Source organism: Sphingomonas sp. 28-62-20 (genome assembly GCF_002281505.1).
This window is the reverse complement of sequence record NZ_NCGH01000011.1, coordinates 140468-162533: the sequence shown is the minus strand read 5'-3', so window position 1 is coordinate 162533 and position 22066 is coordinate 140468. Positions and strand designations below refer to the sequence as shown.

At 61.3% G+C, this 22066-nt stretch carries 26 protein-coding genes; 12 read left to right on the top strand and 14 right to left on the bottom strand.

The window, feature by feature from the left end; all coding sequences use genetic code 11:
- Window positions 1-31: 31 nt before the first annotated feature.
- The 3 genes from B7Y43_RS11190 to B7Y43_RS11180 are packed head-to-tail and all read right to left on the bottom strand — an operon-like array spanning window position 32 to window position 770.
- Window positions 32-244 (bottom strand): hypothetical protein, encoded by a 213-nt coding sequence (locus tag B7Y43_RS11190; RefSeq protein WP_374131732.1) that lies wholly within the window; start codon window positions 242-244, stop codon window positions 32-34.
- A complete protein-coding gene (locus B7Y43_RS11185; protein WP_374131731.1) occupies window positions 241-453 on the bottom strand; it encodes a hypothetical protein in 213 nt (70 codons plus the stop codon). Before B7Y43_RS11185 ends, B7Y43_RS11190 begins: the two co-directional genes overlap by 4 nt.
- On the bottom strand, window positions 450-770 hold the full coding sequence (locus B7Y43_RS11180; RefSeq protein WP_374131730.1) for a hypothetical protein: 321 nt from the start codon (window positions 768-770) through the stop codon (window positions 450-452). Before B7Y43_RS11180 ends, B7Y43_RS11185 begins: the two co-directional genes overlap by 4 nt.
- 86 nt (window positions 771-856) lie before the next feature.
- On the opposite strand from B7Y43_RS11180, the gene B7Y43_RS11175 reads away from it, so the two are divergent.
- Window positions 857-1105 (top strand): DUF2171 domain-containing protein, encoded by a 249-nt coding sequence (locus tag B7Y43_RS11175; protein ID WP_374131729.1) that lies wholly within the window; start codon window positions 857-859, stop codon window positions 1103-1105.
- A 2-nt stretch (window positions 1106-1107) separates the two neighbouring features.
- Here B7Y43_RS11175 and B7Y43_RS11170 read toward each other — a convergent pair whose 3' ends face one another.
- The 3 genes from B7Y43_RS11170 to B7Y43_RS11160 form a co-directional block, all read right to left on the bottom strand.
- Entirely contained in the window at window positions 1108-1602 is a 495-nt protein-coding gene (locus tag B7Y43_RS11170) for an endonuclease domain-containing protein (protein ID WP_374131728.1), read from the bottom strand.
- 181 nt (window positions 1603-1783) lie between these two features.
- Window positions 1784-3676 carry a ribonucleoside-diphosphate reductase subunit alpha gene (locus B7Y43_RS11165; protein WP_374131727.1) on the bottom strand — a complete coding sequence of 631 codons (1893 nt, stop codon included), beginning with the start codon at window positions 3674-3676 and terminating at the stop codon, window positions 1784-1786.
- A 602-nt stretch (window positions 3677-4278) separates the two neighbouring features.
- Window positions 4279-6927 (bottom strand): EAL domain-containing protein, encoded by a 2649-nt coding sequence (locus B7Y43_RS11160; protein ID WP_374131726.1) that lies wholly within the window; start codon window positions 6925-6927, stop codon window positions 4279-4281.
- 153 nt (window positions 6928-7080) lie between these two features.
- Between B7Y43_RS11160 and B7Y43_RS11155 the strand changes: the two genes are divergently transcribed.
- Window positions 7081-8604 carry a fumarate hydratase gene (locus B7Y43_RS11155; RefSeq protein WP_374131725.1) on the top strand — a complete coding sequence of 508 codons (1524 nt, stop codon included), beginning with the start codon at window positions 7081-7083 and terminating at the stop codon, window positions 8602-8604.
- Here the strand turns inward: B7Y43_RS11155 and B7Y43_RS11150 are convergent.
- From B7Y43_RS11150 to B7Y43_RS11140, 3 genes are read right to left on the bottom strand one after another with little or no spacing between them, the layout of a single operon-like run.
- Window positions 8601-9116, bottom strand: coding sequence for a hypothetical protein (locus tag B7Y43_RS11150; protein ID WP_374131724.1), 516 nt, complete (start codon window positions 9114-9116; stop codon window positions 8601-8603). The two genes, B7Y43_RS11155 and B7Y43_RS11150, sit on opposite strands and share 4 nt — an antisense overlap.
- Window positions 9113-9607, bottom strand: coding sequence for a hypothetical protein (locus tag B7Y43_RS11145; RefSeq protein ID WP_374131723.1), 495 nt, complete (start codon window positions 9605-9607; stop codon window positions 9113-9115). Before B7Y43_RS11145 ends, B7Y43_RS11150 begins: the two co-directional genes overlap by 4 nt.
- Entirely contained in the window at window positions 9604-9846 is a 243-nt protein-coding gene (locus B7Y43_RS11140; RefSeq protein ID WP_374131722.1) for a helix-turn-helix transcriptional regulator, read from the bottom strand. Before B7Y43_RS11140 ends, B7Y43_RS11145 begins: the two co-directional genes overlap by 4 nt.
- A gap of 51 nt (window positions 9847-9897) precedes the next feature.
- Between B7Y43_RS11140 and B7Y43_RS11135 the strand changes: the two genes are divergently transcribed.
- Window positions 9898-10044, top strand: a complete 147-nt coding sequence (locus B7Y43_RS11135; RefSeq protein WP_374131721.1) for a hypothetical protein — start codon at window positions 9898-9900, stop codon at window positions 10042-10044.
- On the opposite strand, the gene B7Y43_RS11130 is transcribed toward B7Y43_RS11135, so the two are convergent.
- Entirely contained in the window at window positions 10041-10931 is an 891-nt protein-coding gene (locus B7Y43_RS11130; protein WP_374131720.1) for an FkbM family methyltransferase, read from the bottom strand. The two genes, B7Y43_RS11135 and B7Y43_RS11130, sit on opposite strands and share 4 nt — an antisense overlap.
- A 141-nt stretch (window positions 10932-11072) precedes the next feature.
- Here B7Y43_RS11130 and B7Y43_RS11125 point away from each other — a divergent pair, with 141 nt between their 5' ends.
- Window positions 11073-12251, top strand: a complete 1179-nt coding sequence (locus B7Y43_RS11125; protein ID WP_374131719.1) for an MBL fold metallo-hydrolase — start codon at window positions 11073-11075, stop codon at window positions 12249-12251.
- Window positions 12252-12325: 74 nt separating this feature from the next.
- Window positions 12326-12778: a hypothetical protein gene (locus B7Y43_RS11120; RefSeq protein WP_374131718.1), complete on the top strand. Its 453-nt coding sequence runs from the start codon at window positions 12326-12328 to the stop codon at window positions 12776-12778.
- Between the two features lie 22 nt (window positions 12779-12800).
- Here B7Y43_RS11120 and msrB read toward each other — a convergent pair whose 3' ends face one another.
- Together msrB and B7Y43_RS11110 are read right to left on the bottom strand one after the other, a co-directional pair.
- The gene (msrB, locus tag B7Y43_RS11115; protein ID WP_374131717.1) at window positions 12801-13292 is read right to left on the bottom strand and encodes a peptide-methionine (R)-S-oxide reductase MsrB; all 492 of its coding nucleotides are present in this window, start codon (window positions 13290-13292) and stop codon (window positions 12801-12803) included.
- A gap of 79 nt (window positions 13293-13371) precedes the next feature.
- Window positions 13372-13770, bottom strand: a complete 399-nt coding sequence (locus tag B7Y43_RS11110) for a VOC family protein (protein WP_374131716.1) — start codon at window positions 13768-13770, stop codon at window positions 13372-13374.
- A gap of 157 nt (window positions 13771-13927) precedes the next feature.
- Here B7Y43_RS11110 and uvrB point away from each other — a divergent pair, with 157 nt between their 5' ends.
- The 5 genes from uvrB (at window position 13928) to B7Y43_RS11085 (ending at window position 17508) form a co-directional block, all read left to right on the top strand.
- A complete protein-coding gene (gene uvrB / locus B7Y43_RS11105; RefSeq protein WP_374131715.1) occupies window positions 13928-16135 on the top strand; it encodes an excinuclease ABC subunit UvrB in 2208 nt (735 codons plus the stop codon).
- A gap of 142 nt (window positions 16136-16277) precedes the next feature.
- Window positions 16278-16643: a type II toxin-antitoxin system RelE/ParE family toxin gene (locus tag B7Y43_RS11100; protein ID WP_374131714.1), complete on the top strand. Its 366-nt coding sequence runs from the start codon at window positions 16278-16280 to the stop codon at window positions 16641-16643.
- Window positions 16618-16908: a DNA-binding protein gene (locus B7Y43_RS11095; protein WP_374131713.1), complete on the top strand. Its 291-nt coding sequence runs from the start codon at window positions 16618-16620 to the stop codon at window positions 16906-16908. Before B7Y43_RS11100 ends, B7Y43_RS11095 begins: the two co-directional genes overlap by 26 nt.
- A gap of 35 nt (window positions 16909-16943) precedes the next feature.
- Complete coding sequence (locus B7Y43_RS11090) at window positions 16944-17195, top strand: hypothetical protein (protein ID WP_374131712.1); 252 nt, start codon at window positions 16944-16946, stop codon at window positions 17193-17195.
- 55 nt (window positions 17196-17250) lie between these two features.
- Window positions 17251-17508, top strand: coding sequence for a type II toxin-antitoxin system HicB family antitoxin (locus B7Y43_RS11085; protein WP_374131711.1), 258 nt, complete (start codon window positions 17251-17253; stop codon window positions 17506-17508).
- Window positions 17509-17512: 4 nt separating this feature from the next.
- Here the strand turns inward: B7Y43_RS11085 and B7Y43_RS11080 are convergent, their stop codons facing one another.
- A complete protein-coding gene (locus tag B7Y43_RS11080) occupies window positions 17513-18871 on the bottom strand; it encodes a methyl-accepting chemotaxis protein (RefSeq protein WP_374131710.1) in 1359 nt (452 codons plus the stop codon).
- 215 nt (window positions 18872-19086) lie between these two features.
- Here B7Y43_RS11080 and B7Y43_RS11075 point away from each other — a divergent pair, with 215 nt between their 5' ends.
- Together B7Y43_RS11075 and B7Y43_RS11070 are read left to right on the top strand one after the other, a co-directional pair.
- Window positions 19087-19869, top strand: a complete 783-nt coding sequence (locus tag B7Y43_RS11075; RefSeq protein WP_374131709.1) for a class I SAM-dependent methyltransferase — start codon at window positions 19087-19089, stop codon at window positions 19867-19869.
- A 31-nt stretch (window positions 19870-19900) separates the two neighbouring features.
- Entirely contained in the window at window positions 19901-20563 is a 663-nt protein-coding gene (locus B7Y43_RS11070) for a hypothetical protein (RefSeq protein ID WP_374131708.1), read from the top strand.
- Window positions 20564-20730: 167 nt separating this feature from the next.
- Here the strand turns inward: B7Y43_RS11070 and B7Y43_RS11065 are convergent, their stop codons facing one another.
- A complete protein-coding gene (locus B7Y43_RS11065) occupies window positions 20731-21999 on the bottom strand; it encodes an MFS transporter (RefSeq protein WP_374131707.1) in 1269 nt (422 codons plus the stop codon).
- Between the last annotated feature and the right edge of the window lie 67 nt (window positions 22000-22066).

Here is a 22066-nt window from a genome sequence, read left to right as displayed (position 1 = left end):
TATCCTGTTTTTGTAGCGAAACGATAAAAGGTCAGAGCATCGGGAGCAGGCTGAACGCCGTAAAGATCGCGCCTGCTGCGAACAGGCAAAAGCCGACAAACTGGCGGCTGCGGCGAGTGCTTGCTGTTTCGACCTTGCCGGCCGACAGCCCCTTGGGCGAGCCGAGGATGAAGGACACTACCATGCTGGCGAAAATGAGGTTCAGGCCAATGATGATGCCGAGAAGTTCTGCTGCGTTGGTCAAGATGAAATGCTCCAAGTCCAAAGTGCCCAGGCGAAACCGCCCAAGATGAGTGCAAGCGCCGCCAGCATCGTGCCGGCAATCCGCTTGGCGTAGCGTGCCTGATCGGTACTGCCCGGCCGCGATACGACGAATACCGCCAATAGGCCGGCCGCCGATGCGACCAGCGCCATGATGACGGGCGGCGTGAAAAGGGCAAGCGCGCGGGTCATGCGCGTTCCCGCCGAACGATCACGCGATCGACATAGACTTTGCGGGTGCGGTTGGAACCGACGCCCAGGAACACAATGCCGATGAAATAGCCGAAATCATACCAGCCGCCATTGTTCGGCACGGCATAGACCGCGACATCGGCCACGAAGAAGGAAAGGATCGCGGCGACCGGGAAGATGAAGCCGTGCCAGACGCCGAGGAAGAATCCGGGTGCGCCGGGTTCCACCGCGCTGCTCGCCTGCTGCGCGCAGGCGGCGAGCGCCAGCAAGAGCGCGACAGGGACGGCCAGACGAAACGTGCGGGCAGCAAGCGGCATGATCAATTCCCAGGTGACAGCGATGGACGTGCATCGAAACGCACAGCCGCGCGTTCAGGGGGCATTATCATCGAGGAGGAACGAGCATGTCGCACGACCACGCCATCAAGGACCGGATCAAGGACCATATGGAAGTCATCGGCGCAGACGGCGTCCATGTTGGCACTGTCGATCACATCAAGGGCGAGCGCATTCAGCTGACCAAAACGCATAGCGGGCCGCATGGCGACCATCACCATTTCATCTCGCTCGCGCTTGTCGCCGATGTCGAGGGCGACAAGGTGCGGCTGAGCGCAAATGCCGATGTCGCGGTGACGTTCGAAGAAGAAAAGTGATGTCACTTTCCCTCTCCCATCGGGAGAGGGAGGGGCCCATGCGAAGCATGGGAGGGTGAGGGCAGGGGCACTTCGGCGCTGGCGCTGCCAATTGCTTTCTGGCTGTCCTCACCCTTCCCATCGCTGGCGCGACGGGCCCCTTCCCTCTCCTGGAAGGAGAGGGAGATTTGCGCTAAGACACCTTCAAGATTCTGCATGACTTCGTTGTTCCAGAAACGAATGACGCGGTAGCCTTCGTGTTCGATGAAGGCGGTGCGGCGTGCGTCGGGTGTCGCGGCGAGGGCGTGTTCCGCGCCGTCGACCTCGATCACCAGCCTTTCGCTGAAGCACAATATGTCCGCATAGAACGGCCCTATCGGCACCTGATGCCGCCACTTGAGCGCCGGGAATGATGCGCGCAGGCCGCGCAGCAAGCGCTTCTCAATGGGACTCGCACTCCGGCGCAATTCGCGCGCTCGCGGTACAGTGCCGATCGGCTGACTCGCATAGGTTCGCATTGGCAGCCCTCACCCTTCCCACGCGGCGTTGCCGCTTGGGCCCCAGTTTGGGGTCGGCCATGCCGGGGGCATGGCCGACCCCAAACTCTCTCCCGATGGGAGAGGGAGTGGAAATCCTCTCTCCCATCGGGAGAGGGGCAAGCCGCGTAGCGGCGAGGGGTGAGGACGACTTCTCATCACCTCACTGACACGCCAGACACTCGTCATAATCCTTTTCTTCCAACTCGATCTGCTTGGGTTCGGCGGTGTTGTCCGCCTCCACGCCCCCTGCAAAACCGGCGCGCTGGATCGACTTGGAGCGCAGATAATAGAGCGACTTGATGCCCAGTTCCCACGCGCGGAAATGGAGCATCAGCAGGTCCCATTTCTCGACGTCCGCCGGGATGAACAGGTTGAGCGACTGTGCCTGATCGATGAACGGCGCGCGGTCGCCGGCGAGTTCGAGCAGCCAGCGCTGATCGATCTCGAAGCTGGTTTTGTAGCAGTCCTTTTCCTCGCCTGAGAGGAAATCGAGATGCTGGACCGAGCCGCCCTTTTCGAGGATCGAGCTCCACACCGCCTCGCTGTTCTTCGATTTCTCGATCAGCAATTTTTCGAGATAGGGGTTCTTGATCGACCAGCTGCCCGACAGCGTCTTGTGGGTATAGATATTGGCCGGGATCGGTTCGATGCACGCGCTGGTGCCGCCGCAGATGATGCTGATCGACGCGGTCGGCGCGATCGCCATCTTGCAGGAAAAGCGCTCCATCACGCCCTGATCGGCGGCGTCGGGGCAGGCGCCGCGCTCGATCGCGAGCTGCATCGATGCTTCGTCGACCTGGCCTTTGATGTGGCGAAAGATCTGCAGGTTATACTGCTTGGCCATCGCCCCTTCAAACGCCAGCCCGCGCGCCTGCAGGAAGCTGTGAAAGCCCATCACACCCAGCCCGACCGACCGCTCCCGCGCGGCGGAGTAAGCAGCGCGCGCCATGCCGGGTTCGGCGCGATCGATATAATCCTGCAGGACATTGTCGAGGAAACGCATGACATCCTCGATGAAGCGCTTCTCGCCCTTCCACTGGTCCCAGGTTTCGAGGTTGAGCGACGACAGGCAGCACACCGCCGTGCGATCATTGCCGAGATGATCCTTGCCGGTCGGCAGGGTGATTTCCGAACACAGGTTGGAGGTCGAGACCTTCAGCCCGACATCGCGGTGATGCTTGGGCATGTTCTTGTTCACATGATCGCTGAACACGATGTACGGCTCGCCCGTTGCCAGCCGGGTTTCGACCAGCTTCTGGAACAGCGCGCGCGCGTCAACAGTGCCGCGCACCGATCCATCCTTGGGGCTGGTCAGGTTCCATTCGGCTCCGGCGCGCACGGCTTCCATGAAAGCGTCGGGGATCAGCACGCCGTGGTGCAGATTGAGCGCCTTGCGGTTGAAATCGCCCGAGGGTTTACGGATTTCGAGGAACTCTTCGATCTCCGGATGGCTGATGTCGAGATAGCAGGCCGCCGAGCCGCGCCGCAGCGAGCCTTGCGAAATCGCGAGCGTCAGCGAATCCATCACGCGAACGAAGGGAATGATGCCGCTGGTCTTGCCGTTGAGGCCAACCGGCTCACCAATGCCGCGCACATTGCCCCAATAGGTGCCAATGCCGCCGCCGCGCGACGCGAGCCAGACATTCTCGTTCCAGGTATCGACAATGCCCTCAAGGCTGTCGGGCACCGAATTCAGATAGCAGCTGATCGGCAGGCCCCGCCCAGTGCCGCCGTTCGACAGCACGGGGGTGGCGGGCATGAACCACAGCTTGGAGATATAGTCATAGATGCGCTGCGCATGCGCGGCATCGTCCGAATAGGCAGAGGCCACGCGGACAAACATGTCCTGATAGCTTTCGCCCGGCAGCAGATAGCGATCGTTCAGCGTTTCCTTGCCGAAATCGGTCAGCAGCGCGTCGCGCGCGCGATCAACCTCAACAGGGAAGATTTGCGGCTTCACCGACTTTGAATCGGCCTTGGCGGCATGCGCCTTTGCCTTCTTCGCCGCCACCGCAATACTCGCGGTTGCCGCCTCGATGATATCGGTTGCCATATCGTTATTCTCTTCCCGACCGTCTCTGAAATCCACCGACTCTTCTCCCGCGCTGCGAATCGCATTTTCAGGCGATCCGTCCGAATCGGGGGCGAACCCCCATGCTATCATCTGGCGGAGGCGAGCGAGAACAAAAAGTGTCCATACGCCCTGCGCCAGGCACAAGCAGGATCAGTCTGCGATGCTCGATCGCGATAGCTGTCTACCAGTGCTTGGGTCCGCCCCCGAACTCAACCACAACAGATTGTGCCCATTCGCGCGGGGGCGCAAGACGGTAAATGACATTTTAGGGACTCGGTTCGTCGCTATTTTGATTCGCTTCATCGGCACCGCCAAACCGCGATACGGCGCGACGCGTGGACCTAGGCGGGGTTAGCGAAAGGCAAGAGAACGAACGGGAAACAGAAAAATTTCGGGAGATTATCCCCTTCGCATCGGTGCTCGTCGTCCTGCAGTGCCGGCGTGCCCAAGGGCGATGCAGACCACGGCCTGAAAGGGGCGCGGCGAAGACCGGAATTGGCAATAACATTTGGAGAATGTCGCCGCGCCGGGCCGAGGCATTCGATTCGCCGACAGCTGTTATGACGGACGCTTTGCCGCGCTTACCCCGCCAGCCGCGCCAGTCGTTCTTCCACGGGCGCGTTCAGGCGTTCCATGTTGAAGTTTTCGGCAAAGGCGATGCCCGCCTTGCCGTCGCGGTTCCACATGACGCGGGCCGGGAACATCTGGCCGTCGACCAGTTCGATCTGCAGCGCGATATCTTCTGCATTGCGACCGAAATCGATGCCGTCGATCATCGCGCCGCTAGACGAGATGTTGCGGATGCGGACTTCGCCTTCGACATTGCCGACGCGCAGCCGGGCGGACCGCATCATGGCTGTGCGCTGGCTGCGCGATACCTTAAAGCCGATTGCTGTTGCCATGCCGCCGCCTTCGGTCAGCACGCGATAGACGTCTTCGGCGCGGGCCGGGCGGCCATAGACAAAGCCCTGGATATGGCTGCAGCCAAGCTCGCGGATCAGTTCGATTTCGTCTTGCGTCTCTACCCCTTCGGCGGTGGTTTCCATGTTCATTGTCGTCGCCAGCGTGACGATCGCCTTGATGATCGCCGCGTTGCGATTGCCGGCCATCGCGGCACCACGGACAAAGCTCTGATCGATCTTGATCTTGTCGAACGGCGCACTCTTCAGATAGCCGAGCGAGGAGTAGCCCGTGCCGAAATCATCAAGCGCCAGCCGCACGCCAATCCCCTTCAGCGCCTTGAACATCGCATCCGACGAGGCGGTTTCGTCAAGGAACACGCCTTCGGTGATCTCGAGTTCGAGCCGGCTCGGCGCGATTCCCGATTTGGCGAGCGCATTGGTGATGATGGAGGGCAGCGCGGGATTGGCGAACTGGATCGGCGAGACATTAACGCCAACCCGCACGTGACGCGGCCAGCGCGCCGCTTCCAGGCAGGCGGTCCGCAACACCCATTCGCCGATGCTTTCGATCATCCCCGAATCTTCAGCGACCGGGATGAAATCAGCGGGCGAAATGCTGCCGCGCGTCGGGTGCTCCCAGCGCAGCAGCGCTTCATAGCCCATGATCCGCGCGCTTTCGGTGCAGACCACGGGCTGATAGACCAAATGGAGTTCATTCTTGATCAGCGCGTGGCGCAGATCATCCTCGAGCTGGCGGCGGTTTTGCGCGCCGTGCAGCAATTCTTCCCGATAGAAACGGTGAACGCCGCGGCCATCCGCCTTGGCGGCATAGAGCGCGAGATCGGCATTGCGGACGAGCGTTTCCGCGTCGGGCCCGTCGCGCGGCGCGACCGCAACACCAATTGAGCAGCCGATCGTGATCGACGCGCCGTCAATCGAATAGGGTTGCGAGAGCGTGGCGATCACTGATCGCGCAAGATCGGACAGCGTTTCGACATTGTCTTCGTCGGGCAGCACCACCTGGAACTCGTCACCGCCAAGCCGCCCGACCAGCCCGGCATCGCCAATGCTGCGCAATAGCCGCTGCGCCACCTGGGCGAGCAGCGCGTCGCCGGTCTGGTGGCCAAGCGTATCGTTGACCACTTTGAAGCGATCGAGATCGAGCAGGAACATCGCGGTTGACCGCTGGTGGTGGCTCGATTGGTTGAGCGTCTGATCAAGCGACACGCGCATCCGCTGGCGATTGGCTAGACCGGTTAGGCCGTCGAACAGCGCCAATCGGGTAATCTCGGCCTCGGCCCGGCGCTTTTCGGTGAGATCGCTGCCGCTGCCGATAAAGCCCTGAAACTTGCCGTGCGAATCGATCACGGGGCGGCCCGACATCGACCACCAGCTATCGATCGTGCTGAACGTCGCCGGACGCACCGGATAGTCGGAAAAGCCCGTCCGCGACGACAAGTGAAAGCCCAGGGTGCGTTCGGTGCCGGGACTGACATTGTCCATCTTGAACACATTATTCAGCGGCCGGCCGATTGGCGGCAAATCGGGTTCGGCGAGCGCTTCGGCGACCTTGGGCGAAATATAGGTCAGCAGGCCTTCGCGGTCGGTCTGCCAGAACCAGCCGGTGCCCTGGCTTTCAAATTCATGGACCAGGCGGGCGGCAAGCAGACCTTCGCGGTGGTCGCGTACGCGGTGGCTCGCTTGTTCCCCGTCCAGCAACGCCAGCCGCCGCATCGCCAGGCCAAGCCCGACCAGGCAGCCACAGGCGATATAGGTGCCCGGCCCCGGCCCGGTGAGCGCAGCGATCATGCCGGCAATCGTCGCCGCAAAGCCAAGCAAAGCCGCGCGCATCGGGTGAAGCGCCAATGCCGTCACCCCCATCGCGCCCAGTATCCCGATGAACGAGGCGAGCTGCATGCGATCGGTAGCCAGCTCGCTTGCCGACCAAAGCAAGGCCGTCATCGCCAGCGCCAGCCCGCTGCCATAGCCGACCGCGCTGCGCACGTGCAGATGCGGACGCCAATCGCGCATCGGCGGGCATTTGAGGATGATCAGCCCGGTCAGGCCGAGCAGCAGCACCGCCGCGCCCTCCAGCCCGACGGACAGGATAAGATCGACGCGCTCGGCGAGGATCACGGAGCAGGTTACGGTAGCAGCGGCGGCGAGTTGGACGAAGAACACGACCGGCCAGACCAGCCTGGTCTGCGCAACGATCGCCGCGAAATCAATGGCATCACTTTCCGATGCGGAGCTGTTGAGCGCCAGGGCCTGCCAAAGGCCGCGCTGTGGTCCTGACGCCTTGTTTTTCTTCAACTCTCTGCGCTTCATCGGCGCGGCTTACACGCATGATCGTTTAACTTGCGTTAGCGCACCGGGCGATGATCTGAATTTCGCGATTCCCTTCTATCGGCTTGGCCCAGCGCTGGCGGGCGGATATGGCAAGCGCTTCATCGCTTAACGCCGAACCCTGCGAGGATATTTATGGCCACGGTCATCCGCACCGCCGATCTGATCGAAAGCGTCGCCGACGCGCTGCAATATATCAGCTATTTCCACCCAATGGATTACATCCATGCGCTGGGCGCGGCTTATGAGGCAGAGCAGGGGCCTGCGGCCAAGGATGCGATCGCGCAAATCCTGACCAATTCGCGCATGTGTGCTGAGGGGCACCGGCCGATCTGCCAGGATACCGGCATCGTCAATGTCTTCATCAAATGGGGCATGGATTGCCGATTGGACGATACCAGCCAATCGCTCCAGGCTGTGGTGGATGAGGGCGTTCGGCGCGCGTACCTGCACCCGGACAACAAGCTGCGCGCATCGGTGCTGACCGATCCCGCCTTCACCCGGCGCAATACCAAGGACAATACGCCGTGCGTGCTGCATGTCGATATGGTGCCCGGCGCAACCGTTTCGGTCGACGTGGCGGCCAAGGGCGGCGGCAGCGAAAACAAGAGCAAGTTCAAGATGATGAACCCAAGCGATTCGATCGTCGACTGGGTGCTGGAAATGCTGCCGCAAATGGGCGCGGGCTGGTGTCCGCCAGGGATGCTGGGCATCGGCATTGGCGGCACTGCGGAACATTGCGTGCTGCTCGCCAAACAGGCGCTGATGGAGCCCATCGACATGGGGCCGCTGAAAGCGCGCGGGGCGAAGACCGATATTGAAGCCTTGCGGATCGAGATTTTCGACAAGGTCAACGCGCTGGGCATTGGGGCGCAGGGGCTGGGCGGGCTGTCGACCATCCTCGACGTCAAGATCATGGACGCCCCCTGCCACGCCGCGGGCAAGCCAGTGGCGATGATCCCCAATTGCGCCGCAACCCGCCACGCGCATTTTTCGCTTGATGGATCGGGCCCGGCCTATTTGGAGGCGCCCAGGCTGGACGAATGGCCCAAAGTCGACTGGCAGCCCGATAGCGCGGCCATCCGCGTCGATCTCGACACGCTGACGCCAGATATTGTGCAGAGCTGGAAACAGGGCGACCGGCTGCTGCTGAACGGCAAAATGCTGACTGGACGCGACGCTGCGCATGCGCGGATCAAGTCCATGCTCGACAAGGGCGAACAGCTGCCGGTCGAGTTCGCCGGACGCGTGATCTATTATGTCGGCCCGGTCGATCCGGTCGGTGAGGAAGTGGTGGGGCCAGCCGGGCCGACCACCGCCACGCGGATGGACAAGTTCACGCGGATGATGCTGGATCAAGGCCTGCTGGCGATGGTCGGCAAGGCCGAGCGCGGCCCCGATGCAACCAAGGCAATTGCCGAGGGCAAAAGCGCTTATCTCATGGCGGTCGGTGGTGCTGCCTATCTGGTCGCGCGGGCGATCAAAGGCAGCAAGGTCGTCGGGTTCGCTGATCTCGGCATGGAGGCGATCTACGAATTCGAGGTGCAGGATTTCCCGGTGACGGTCGCGGTCGATAGCGAGGGCAACAACGTCCACCAGCTCGCGCCCTTGGTATGGAAGGAAAAGATCGCGCGGGAGGGGCTGCTGGCGGGGGCCTAGTTGTCCTCGATCGGTGCGTGGCGCCAGCTCGCATGCAGTGTCGGCAGGCTGCTGAGCAGGGTCAGGAGATAGAATGCGGTGATCTGCATCGCGCGCACCAGCGTATCACGCGGCCATTCGGCAAGCGCTGCCCGCAGGCCAAGGCCGAACAAGGCGATGAGCGCACCGCATGCGACAATAGTCAGCGTGAAGATATAGGCTTCGCTTCGCACGCGACGGTCATATTCATCGACCAGTGATGGGCTGTTCCATGGCTTGACCGGGCCGAAGATCGGCAGCCACAAGCCGCCCAACATCGCCACCGATACCAGGCCTTGGCCAAGAAAATATCGATTGGGGTCGATCAGTCCCAGCAACAGCCCGCCGGTGCCGATAAGGATGACCGCCATTGGCCAGACGCGCAGCCGATAGCGCCGCCCCTCGCCTTGTTCAAAACGGCGCTGCAGTGCCGGGATGCCGGTCCATTCGACTAGATCGTCGAGGCGCTGCGGGACGGTTTTTGAGGATTTCATTCGTCGTCTCCTTCAGCTGGTGGGAACGGCACGAGCAGTTCGGCATAGAAAACCGGCAGGGCCAGACCGAGGCCGACGAGGAGGTAGGTGAGCGCCGCCCATTGGCGCGGTGCCGTCGGGACCGGCCAGGCCGCAATCGAGGCAATCCACAGATAGACCATGCCCAGCATCATCACCGTGATCAGTGTGGCATAGGCACGCGTCGTGGCGGCTGAGAGCGCGTTGCGTTCGAACTCGTCGAACGTCGCTCGCCCTTTTTCGGTCATCCAGCTTTCGCGGCCGAATGGCGACAGTGGAACGACCCCGAGCAGCAGGAACGCGATCGCCGGATTGGCGGCCCATGATTTGCTCCCGAAGCCGGGGTCGAAGAGGTCGGCGATGGCAAATAGGATCCCCGCAAAAATCCCCGCTGCCAAATAGTAGCACGTCCAGCGGCTGCGCTTGCGCGCGATCTGCGAGTTCGCAACCCATTTGCGGAGGTCATAGCTCATCCACCTTCTCCATTGCGGCGGAGCGTGTCCGCGACCGATTCGAACGGATTGAACGAAAACAGCATCTCGATTGCGACGCCAAAATAGGCGGCGATCTTCATCGCCAGTTCCAGGCTGGGCGAATAATCGCCGCGCTCGAGATAGCCGATCGTCTGGGGGTTAACGCCAACCGCATCAGCGAGATCGCGACGTGAAACGCCCCGATCTGCCCTGAACAGTGCAATGCGGTTGTAGATCATCGGTTAACTTTATTCTTAAAAACTGACGATATATTGTGTATAAGCAACAAAATGACGATAATGTCAACACCAGCATCCGATCGGCTCGTCTCGTCCGAAAGGCTGTCGCAGCGCAGCGAGGAGGGCATGCAGCGGGGTGCTGGCGAATTGGACTTTGTGATGGATGGTCGCGCTGATGTGCTTGGCCCAACAGCCTAGCTGGTCGCATGGGTGTCGTACCAGCCCGTCCCGCCTGCAAAGACGCGGTTCAGCACCGCCTTCACATAGCGATTCTTCACGTCCCGAAATCGGCCATTATGCATGCCGACCATGCGGACATTGCGATAGATATGGCGATAGCGTGCGCATGTCTGGTCAAAGCTCATCCACCGGCCCGGCAGTTCCCGTCCGAACAGTCCGCTGGACCCACTGACAAAGGCGTAATCGATAGGCAGCCCCTCCAGAGATTTGGTCGGGGGGCGCTGCAGCATGATATCATGCTGCGGGATTATCTTGAATTTGGCGTAGCCGGCCTGTCGTAGCAGCTCCAGATCGGCGACCGTTTCATCATAAAGCCAGGCATGCGATTCGATTGATGTAAAGTCTGGGCGGTCGTCACGATCGATCAACGCCCTGATACATAATTGATCATAGCCTTCGATATCGACCTTCATGAAATACGGCGTGCCATAGACGCTAAATAAATCGGCCATGCTCATCGTTGGAACTTGGATCATCGTGCTCGGCGCGCCCAGCTTTGCGTTTCGTTCCATCCAGTCGCGACTGGCCGTTCCCCACACGGACAGTTTTTCGTTGATGTAGAAGTCGATTGTCCCGGGGACATCGGCGATCGCCTTGTTGACGATCGTTAATTGTGCCGATGCAATGGCACCCGCAAATCGTCGTGCAGCGCTCTCGGCAAGCGCGGGGTTGGCTTCTACGGCAACGACCTTGAATCCCTTGCGCAGATAGAAATCAGTGTCCTGTCCCTCATGCATACCGATGTCAAAAATCATCTGATGGTTGGTCATAAGGCAATGATTCTTTTGTGATATATTTCTATTGATTATTGCCAGGGGGATTCCGGTCCTGCAACCAACGGACATCTTTTACTTCACCCCCTTGGGATGGTGGATCAATCGATTGGCTCCCGCGCCGATTGGGGGCTGCTGCGACCGCTGCTTTGCGCCGGGGCAGGGGACGATCGTCCGGCTTGCAGCCAAGGTTGCGGTATGACAGGGGGCGGCATGCTCAGCCGGATTGCGCGCAGGATTGGAACGACGGTGCTTTTTGCCGTTATCATCCTTTGCCTCGCGCTCACGATCGTGCCGCATTTTCTGGATGCGATCTATTATCAGGGGCCGGTAAGCGCCCATTATGATGGCGAACGTTTCCGTAATCCTGATCGGGATGATGAAATTCGGCTTCGCCCGCGCGGCAAGCGCGGCAATTACATCTGGCGGCGGCTGACGGGCCAAACCGGGGAAGCCCCCCCGGCATGGCCGGATCAGGTTCGGGTGGTCCCCAAACCGGTGCCGGCGCGGGTGATGGGTAATGCCATGGTCGCTACCTGGGTGGGGCACGCAACCGTGCTGGTGCAGACCCAAGGGTTGAACATCCTGACCGATCCGATCTGGTCATCGCGCGCGGGGCCGTTTGATATTGGCCCTGCACGCGTTGCCGCGCCGGGCATTGCCTTTGACAAGCTGCCGAAGATCGATCTGGTGCTGGTCAGCCATAATCATTTTGATCATATGGATTTGACGACGCTGAAGCGGCTGTGGGACCGTGATCGGCCGCTGATTGTCTCATCGCTGGGCAATGATGCGGTGATCGGTCAGGTCGGCGTGCCGTCGCGAACGCTTGATTGGGGCGGGCGGTTGACCGTCAAGCCCGGCATTGAGGTGATCGTCAATCGCAACCACCATTGGAGCACGCGCTGGCTGAGCGACCAGAATCGCGCGCTGTGGTCCAGCTTCGTCGTGCGGTTGCCGGGCGGCAATCTGTTCTTCACCGGCGATACCGGCGCTGGCGATTTGCGCTGGGCGGATGAGGCGGCGGTTTATGGTCCGACGCGGCTGGCGCTGATCCCCATCGGCGCGTTCCGCTTTTCACCCGGGCAAATGGGCGACTGGAGCCATATCGGGCCAGTCGATGCGGTGGACGTCGCGCGTCGGCTTGGCGCATCGCGATCGATTGGCATGCATTGGGGCACCTTTCGGCTGAGCAATGAAGCCTATGATACGCCGCCCCGGTTGCTCGCCGCCGCCATGGCCTGCACCCGTCAGGGCGGCCGGTTCGATACGGTCGGTTTTGGCCAGCCGACCGCGATTGCGCCTTATGCGTCCCCGGCTGGGACGCCGCCAATGCCACGCGCAGCGTTGCTTGCCTGCCTCGATACGCCCAGCATACGCGCCATGCGATAGACTTGCCCTTGGGGGCGCGCGCGAGTCGCATCGATCGGGGGCGATCACTAGTTTGGGATTGGGTTGGGATTGGCATGAACGAGTTGCGGATGCATCACCATGAAACCACGCTCGACCGGGCCGGCTTGGCGGTTGCGGTCGGCGGTCTGCTGGGCGGCGCGGTGGCTATGGGGTTGGCGGCGATGGGATCAACCAGCGGCCCATTGGGGCTGACGGCCGCCTTTATCCTCGGCGCCTTGCTCTGCGCGCTGGCGATCACGGCGGTTGCCACGCCGATCTGGATTTTCATGCATTTGACGGGCCGACGTGCCGCTGGCCACGCCGCGCTGGTTGGCGCGGCGACTGGCTTCGTCGTCTTTGTCTTCAGCCAGACCTATGGCTTTGGTCTGTTTGAAGCGCCGCCCAGCGATTTGCAGACCCTCTTGTTCCGCTGGGCGAGCGCCGCCGCCACCAGCGTGATTCTCGCGGCGGTTGCGGCGGTGATTGGCCTGGTCATGTGGCGGGTGGCCTATCGGTCGCTGCGATAGCCAGCACGCGGGATTCGCCCGATCAGGCGCGACCCGCGATGAATTTCAGCGCGGTGCCGTTCATGCAGTAACGCTTGCCCGTTGGCGCCGGGCCGTCATCAAACACATGGCCAAGATGCCCGCCACAGCGGCGGCATTCGACTTCGACGCGTTCAAAACCCAGCAATGTATCGGTTTCGGTGTGAATCGCCTTGGGCAGCGCCTGGAAAAAGCTCGGCCAGCCGGTGCCGCTGTCATATTTGGCTTTGGACGAAAACACCGGCAGCGCGCAGCCAGCGCAGGTGAAGAGGCCCGCGCGGTGCTCGTTTAGATAGGGGCTCTCGCCCGGTGTATCGGTCGCTTCCTGCCGCAGGGTGCGAAACTGTGCCGGGGTCAGCCGCTTCTTCCATTCGGCTTCGCTGAGGTTGATCTCATACCGGCGCTTCACCGCCGCTGCAGCACCAGAGGCGGCAACAGCGGCGGTGGCGACGGCAATCGTCGATGCAGTCAAAAAGGTGCGGCGATTCAGGGTCATGTCGGTGCTCCTGTGGGGTGTGCTCAGCTACGCGAAAAGCATCGCGTTGGATGCACCGACCGCCCTCAATCGCGCAGGATCAGGCCGGGCCCGTCCGGAACGCACACAGCTTGTTGCCGTCCAAGTCACGGAAATAGGCACCGTAAAAGGCCTGTGGACCTTCGTCGCCACGCAGCCCCGGAGGCCCTTCGCAGCTGCCGCCTAGCTCCAGCGCCTTGGCATGCAGCGCATCAACCTTGGCGCGCGTATCAACGGTAAGGGCAATCATCGAGCCGTTGCCGATCGTCGCGGTGTTTTTGTCATACGGATTGGTCACGGCCAGACCGGGCTTGTCCCAGCCGGTGCCCCACATCGTGAAACCGCCCAGATCATCGCCAAATTCCATGATCCGCGCCGCGCCGATGCTGCCGAGCAGGGCATCATAAAAGCCCCTGGCGGCGGCAATATTGTTCGTGCCCAATGTTGCATAACCGATCATCGAGATCCTCCCTTTATCGGGCGACGCGACTCACGTCCGCCCCTGTGTTCTTTTTATGTTCCGAGAGAATATTGGTCAATCGCGAATTCGGCACGGGGCCAATGGCGATGGTCGCGTCTGATTGCGCCGCGCCGCCACGTGCCCCATATGTTCCCGCATGGCCATCCAGATTCGCACCAGCCTCGACGAGCCGGAAACCGGCATTAGTTTCGTGCCCCACCGGCCCGAACGTCCGCCCAAGCTGGAGGGTGGCAGGCCGTTCAAGATCATATCCGACTATACCCCCGCCGGCGACCAACCGACCGCGATTGCCGAGCTTGTTGCGCAGACCGAAGCGGGTGAGCGCGACCAGGTGCTGCTTGGCGTCACAGGCTCGGGCAAGACCTTCACAATGGCCAAGGTGATTGAGGCGGTGCAGCGTCCCGCGCTGATCCTGGCGCCCAACAAGATCTTGGCGGCGCAACTTTATGGCGAGATGAAGTCATTCTTCCCCGACAATGCGGTCGAGTATTTCGTTTCCTATTATGATTATTATCAACCCGAAGCCTATGTCGCGCGGTCCGACACCTATATCGAGAAGGAAAGCTCGACCAACGAATCGATCGACCGGATGCGGCACGCGGCGACGCGGTCGCTGCTTGAACGCGATGACGTGATCATCGTCGCTTCGGTCAGCTGCCTTTATGGCATCGGCTCGGTCGAGACTTATTCGGCGATGATCTTTGACTTGAAGAAGGGCCAAGTGGTCGATCAGCGCGAGATCGTCCGCAAGCTGGTGTCGCTCCAGTATAAGCGCAATGATGCGGGGTTTTCGCGCGGCAATTTCCGGGTGAAGGGGGATACGCTCGAAATCTTCCCATCGCATTATGAGGACACCGCCTGGCGCGTGTCGATGTTCGGCGACGATATCGAGGAGATTGTTGAGTTCGATCCGCTGACTGGCAAGAAAGTGGCCAGTCTGGATTATGTCCGCGTCTTTGCGAACAGCCATTACGTCACGCCCGGACCGACGCTGAAACAGGCGATGGAGGCGATCAAGTTCGAGCTGGCCGAGCGGCTGAAGGAGCTGGTCAGCGAGGGCAAGTTGCTCGAAGCGCAACGGCTGGAGCAGCGCACCAATTTCGATCTCGAAATGATTGCCGCGACCGGTTCTTGCGCGGGAATCGAGAATTATTCGCGCTTCCTCACCGGCCGGATGCCGGGTGAGCCGCCGCCGACATTGTTCGAATATCTCCCCGAAAACGCGCTGCTGTTCGTCGATGAAAGCCATGTCACGATCGGCCAGATCAATGGCATGTCGCGCGGCGATCACCGGCGTAAGCTGACGCTGGCCGAATATGGCTTCCGGCTGCCGAGCGCGATCGATAACCGCCCCTTACGCTTCAACGAGTGGGAGGCGATGCGCCCGCAGACCACTTATGTCTCGGCAACGCCGGGATCATGGGAAATGGAGCAGACCGGCGGGGTGTTTGCCGAACAGGTGATCCGCCCCACCGGCCTGATTGATCCGCCGATTGAGATCAAGCCGGTCGAGGAGCAAGTGCAGGACCTGATCGTCGAAGCCAAGAAAACCGCCGAGGCCGGCTATCGCACATTGGTGACGACCCTCACCAAGCGGATGGCCGAGGATTTGACCGAATATATGCATGAGGCGGGGATCAAAGTCCGTTACATGCATAGCGATGTCGAAACGCTCGAGCGCATCGAGCTGATCCGCGACCTGCGGCTAGGCGTGTATGACGTGCTGGTCGGCATCAACTTGCTGCGCGAGGGATTGGATATTCCCGAATGCGGGCTGGTCGCGATTCTGGACGCGGACAAGGAGGGCTTTCTGCGCAGCGAAACCTCGCTGATCCAGACCATCGGTCGCGCCGCGCGCAATGTCGATGGGCGGGTGATCCTGTATGCCGACCGCATCACCGGCAGCATGGAACGGGCGATGAATGAAACCGGTCGCCGGCGCGAAAAGCAGCTCGCCTATAACGCGCTGCACGACATTACCCCGACAACGATCCGCCGCAATATCGGCGATATCATCAAGGACGTGGCGAGCCGCGATCAGGTGACGGTCGAGATCGATGAGGACCGCCCGCACATGGTTGGCCACAATCTGCGCGCGTACATTGAAGAGCTCGAGAAAAAGATGCGCGCGGCCGCGGCGGACCTGGAGTTTGAGGAAGCCGGGCGCTTACGCGACGAAATCCGTTCGCTGGAGGCAGAGGAGCTGGGGCTGCCGGTCGATGAGCGCAAGGCACCCGTGATGGGGCGGAGTAACGAGGGAAAACCGGGGACGCGCAAGACGCGCTATGGGAAGAGCCAGAAGTTGCGTGCTGGGGTGGCGGGGAGTTCGAGGCAGGGGCGTTGAAATTTGGGATTGATTAGCTTATAGACGTTAAGTCAAGTCTTTGGGGACTGTCGCGTATTCGGCTCGCGACGAGGCAATAGTCAGATGCCGTCCAACACTTGCCCTGTCCTTGCTTAAGGAGAGGGAGATTTGGAGCAATCTGATGACCGACGACCTTGCCAATCACCCATTCGTCCTGTATAAAGGACAAATTATCGAAGTCCGACAAACAGTCGAATTTCATGAATGGCTCACGTCGCTGCACGACCTGCGAGGGCGCGCCCGAATTTTCGACCGGCTGCTGCGCGTGGCCGATGGGAATTTTGGAGATACCAAACCGGTCGGGGACGGCGTTAGCGAGCTGAGAATGCCTTTCGGCCCGGGCTACCGGGTTTATTTCAAGCGAGCCGGGCAGGCGGTAATTTTACTGTTGGCAGGTGGTGACAAAAGCAGCCAGCGGCGCGACATCGCCAAGGCGATCGATCTGGCGAGGCGAGAAGAGAATGGCGCGGAAAACAACGATCTTTGATCCGGCAGAGTATCTTGACACCGAGGAGGAAATTATTGCCTTTCTCGATGCGTCGATGGACGGTGGCGATGCGCAGCACATCGCGCGCGCGCTTGGTATCGTCGCCCGCTCGAAAGGCATGACCGAGATCGCGCGCAAGACCGGGGTCGGGCGGCAGGCACTTTACGCGGCGCTTTCCGAAAACGGGAACCCGACGCTCGAAACACTGACCGCCGTCCTGTCGGCTATGGGCCTGCGGCTCAGCGTCGCACGCGACGCCGCCTAACCCAGCGTCAGATCCCCGCGTCCCACGCCGTAACATTGCGCCACGCGGTCGGCGTACGCCTCATCGAACTCCGGCGCATGTTTGGCACAGCTCGGTCTGTCTTCGAGCACGCGGCGGTCGATCGTCACGAGCTAGCGGTCGCCGACCGGATCATAGCCGAGCGGCTGGTTCTTGCGTTCGGCTTCGCGCCGCGCCGTACGACGGGAAGGCATCGCCAATTTGCCCGCCCCGATATTCCCTATGTCGTCAACATCCAGCCACGCGGCAAGGAGAAGAAAAACTATTAAATTCAATAATTTATCGCTATATGCGATCAATAGGGGTTGAAACTGGACGACTGAATTGCCGCGCTATCACATCGATCTGTTCTGGTATGAAGACGACGCATGCTGGGCTGCAAACGTGCCCGATCTGAAGACATGTTCGGCGCACGGCGATACGCCGGAGGAAGCGCTGGCCGAAGTCCAGATCGCAATGCAGGGCTGGCTTGAGGTTGCCAAGGACATGGGTTTCCCCATTCCCGAACCGCAGTATCGGCCGACCCGTTTCGCCGCCTGCGCTTACAGCGCGCTCGACAAGATCACCCCCCGCGCCGCCTAACCCTTCACGCCGCGCGCTGTTCGCCTGCGATGCCGGCGACGAACTTGCCCGCCACGCTTTCCATATTGGTCAGCCGGGCGTCCACCGTCGTCACGCGCGCCTGCAGGTTGTCGACTTCGCTGGCGACGACCTGGCTGTCTTCGCGGATCGCGGCGATCGTGCCTGACATTGTGTCGGCGGCGTGCGCGGTTTCGTCGACACTGGCGGTGATCGCGCTGACGGTGTTGGCCTGGTCGCTCATCGCCGTGCGGATCCGCCCTGCACCATCGGCAAGCTGGGCGATGGTCGATTTGATCGACGCGTTGGTGTCTACGGTTGACCGCGTCGCTGCCTGAATGGCGGCGATCGTCGCGGCAATGTCATCGGTCGCGCGCGCAGTTTGGTTGGCGAGGCTTTTCACTTCCTGCGCGACGACGGCAAAGCCGCGCCCGGCATCGCCGGCGCGTGCGGCTTCAATCGTCGCGTTGAGCGCCAGCAAATTGGTTTGCCCGGCGATGTCGCGGATTAGCCCCAGGATCGATTCGATCGATTTGGCGTGATCAGACAGCACCCGCGACATATCCACCGCTTCCTCAGCCTGTTTGCTGGCGCGCATGGCGATGTCGGCCGCTGCCTCCACTTCGCCGCGCGCATCGCGGATTGCCTTGATCAGGCCACCCGCGGTCTGCGCGGCGTCGCGCATGGCGATTGCCGATTGTTCGGCTGCGATCGCGACTTCGGATGTCTTGTCGAGCGTACTGCGCGCCGCCAGCGATGTCTGCTGCGTATGCGCGCGCAGCGCCGCGACATCGGCCACCGATTCGTGCAGCATCCCCCCCAGGTCAGCCAGATAGGATTGGCCCCGCGCCGCCAATTCCTCCGCGGTCTCGGCGCGGCGGACGACGCCGATCTGCGTCATGCAAATGTCGACCTCGATACAATGCAATCGGTGGATCGTGTCGAGCGCGAGCGCGACGAAATCGACATCGTCGGCATAATGGCTGGTGATCGCGCGAGTCAGCGCGGTACCGTAATTCATCAGGCCATAGATCACCATCGGCAGCGACAGGTTGAGCGCGGCCTGTTCTCGACCGCGCCGCGCAATCAGCGCGACCCAATTTTCATCGACCGGCAGGGTCCAGCGTTGCGCCGTCGTCTCGAGGACCAGCACCACGAATTCCTCGATCCGATCGGGCGCGACGCCGCTCAACGGATTTTGAAAATTAATGCGCCATTCGCGTTCGATCACCGGCATGATGACGTGCGACGCGCGCGCCCAAACGGTGCGCAACGCCTGCTGAAAATGACCGCCTTCATTATACAGGCGAACGCGCATCGCGACTTCCTTGTCGCTCAACCGCTTGCTGATCCTCCCGTCGATCATTGCCGACCTGCCCCCAATTCCCGTGACTCTAATCCCCAGGACCCCAAGTCCCACGACCAATGTTGGACGTTTAAGCACCAAGTAGCGCGATGGGGTTAACGCTCCCTAAACCAGCCGCAAATGGCGGTTGATCGGGCCGAATTTGTCATTCGCGGTGATTGACCGAACGGCCCATGAACTGTATTAAATACATAACACACAAATGGATGCCGCTGATGCGATCGACTGCGTTGCTGTTCATCACCGCCCTGACCCTGTCGTCGCTTTCCCTTTCGTCGCCACTGGCCGCGAAAGAGGTGGCGCGACCCATCGTCGCAGCGGTTGCCGCACCCGGTCGCCCGGCGGAGCAGGTCACGCTCGATGAAGGCCGCAAGCCTGCCGATATCCTGGCGTTTGAAGGACTGAAACCCGGCATGAAGGCCGCCGATGTCATGGCCGGGGCAGGCTATTATACCGAGATTATGGCGCGCGTTGTCGGGCCGAAGGGGCATGTCACGGCATATGAACCCACCCAGTTCTTACCGACCGATGACAAGGGCAAGGCGATCTGGACATCGCTGGTCGCGCGCAACCCCAATGTGACGCAGACCGCGTATCCGTTCGATCAATTCACGGCAGCACCGAACAGCCTTGATTTCACGATGCTGCATTTATCTTATCATGATCTCTATTGGGAAAGTGCGCAGTATAAGGTGCCGCGCACTGACCCCGATGCCTTTGTCGCCACGCTGTTCAAGGCGACCAAGCCGGGCGGCATTGTGGCGGTGATCGATCACGCCGCGCTGCCGGGCGACACCCGCGCGACCGTTGAAAAGCTGCACCGGATCGATCCCGCCGTGGTCAAGGCTGACTTCGTGAAGGCAGGATTCGTGCTGGAGGCCGAGAGCGATGTGTTGAAGGTGACGGCGGACGATCACAGCAAGATGGTGTTCGACCCCAGCATTCGCGGCAAGACCGACCGGTTTGCGTTGCGGTTTCGGAAGCCGAAAAAAGGATAGTGTATCGTCAAGTCTAGAGGGGAGCTGATCAATGCGTAAATGGCTGTCGATGGCGGTGACATTTGTCTGTGTGGCCTGGGTTTTTTGTACAGTCGTTCCAGAAGCCCTGGCCTTTCCCCATCACCTTCAGGTCGGTGACACCCAGCTTTATTCGGATACGCCTATCCCTGAGCGCGCAGCGCGCAATATCCTGGCGCGATCGGATCGATTGCTTCGGGCCAGCCCGATCGCCGGGCCCGGATATGGCCGCCGTATTTTTTTGACTGACGGCGGCTGGCGCTGGCGATTATTGGCGCCGGGATCGCAAACCACGATCGCGATCAGCCGGCCCTTTATCGAAACGATCGTCTTCAATCGCAGTGACATCGCCAACGATAGCGTGATGACGCGGGCCAACACGGCCGGGCGACGCAGCCTGTCGGGCGTGATTGCGCATGAACGCACCCACGGCCTGATCCGCGCCTATTTCGGGCCACTTGCCGATTGGCGCTACCCTATTTGGCTGCGCGAGGGATATTGCGATCTGGTCGCGGGTGGGGGCACGCTTTCCGACGCCGAGGCCGCCGCCCTGAAGGCACGGGGTGAAACGGCCCCGGCGCTCGTCTATTATGATGGCCGCAAGCGGGTCGAGGCCGTGCTGAAACGCAACGGTGGATCGGTGGATCGCTTGTTCGCGGAGGCGGGCAAGCCCTGACGCTTCAGAGCGTGATGACGTTAGGTCGCTTCAACCTCACACCCGTTCGGCCCCGGATCAGGTCCGGGGGAAGTCGAAGCCCACGCGCTTCGCATGCCCTTCGACTTCGCTCAGGGCGAACGGGGTTTGGGTTGGTCCAATCCAAAGTCATCAGACTCAAGGCTGTTTTAGTCCTCCACAATCAAGCTCGCATGCTTGGTTTCCGGCAGCATCAGGAACCCGATCGTCGCCATTCCGATGATCGCTGTGACGTACCAGTAAAACCCCGCCTCCAGGTGCAGGTCCTTGAACTTCAGCGCGACATATTCCGCTGTGCCGCCAAAAATCGTGTTGCCCAGCGCATAGGGCAACGCCACACCAAGCGTGCGAATATGCGCCGGGAAGAGCTCGGCTTTGATCAGGCCGCTGATCGATGTGTAGGCCGATAGCAGCATCAGCGGCACCAGGATCATCGCGAAGGCGCTCACCGCGTCGGTTGTGGCTGCAATGGCGGTGAACACCGGTACCGACACCGCCATCCCACCAAAGCCAAACAGCAACAACATCGGCTTGCGCCCAAACCGGTCCGCGAGCAGGCCGAAGATCGGCTGCGACAGCATGAAGACGATCAGTGCTGCGGTCATGATCTCGGTCGCGGTCTGTTTGCCGAAGCCCGACGTGTTGACCAGGAATTTCTGCATGTACGTGGTGTACGCGTAAAAGGCGCACGATCCGCCGCCGCTGATCGCGGCGACGATCATGAATTCGCGCGGGAAAGCGCGCCACAGGCTGAGCGCGGTCGATTTCGGGCGATCCTTGGCGAGCGCCTCGAACTGCGCGGTTTCGGCAAGCCGCCGCCTGAGCACATAGACCGCCAGCGCCAGCGCCGCGCCGATCACAAAGGCGATCCGCCAGCCCCAGGCGCCCATCGCCGCCTCATCCAAAAAGCCCTGTAGGACTAGCGTCACGCCCAATGCGAGCAACTGCCCGCCGATCAGCGTGACATATTGAAAGCTCGACCAGAAGGCGCGCCGCTTCTTGCTCGCCATTTCGGACAGGTAGGTGGCACTCGCGCCATATTCGCCGCCGACTGACAGCCCCTGCAACATCCGCGCGATGACAAGGATGGCCGGGGCGATCACGCCGGCCTGGGCGTAAGTCGGCGCGATCGCGATCATCAGCGATCCGGCGCACATCAGCCCCACCGACAGCGCCAGCCCCGCCTTGCGGCCATGCCGGTCGCCATAGCTGCCCATGATCCAGGCGCCGATCGGCCGCATCAGGAAACCCACCGCAAAGATCGCGGCGGCGCTCAGCAGTTGCGCGGTCTGGTCAGATTTCGGGAAAAAGCTTGGCGCGAAATAAATGGTCAGCACCGAATAGGCATACCAATCATACCATTCGACCAGGTTCCCCGCCGATCCGCCGAGGATCGCTTTCAGCCTTTTGCCGTCCATAGTTCCTCCGCCGGGCCCCTGATTGCCCCTTGGTTGCCCAAGGACGGGACGAAGGGAAGCGGTTTCA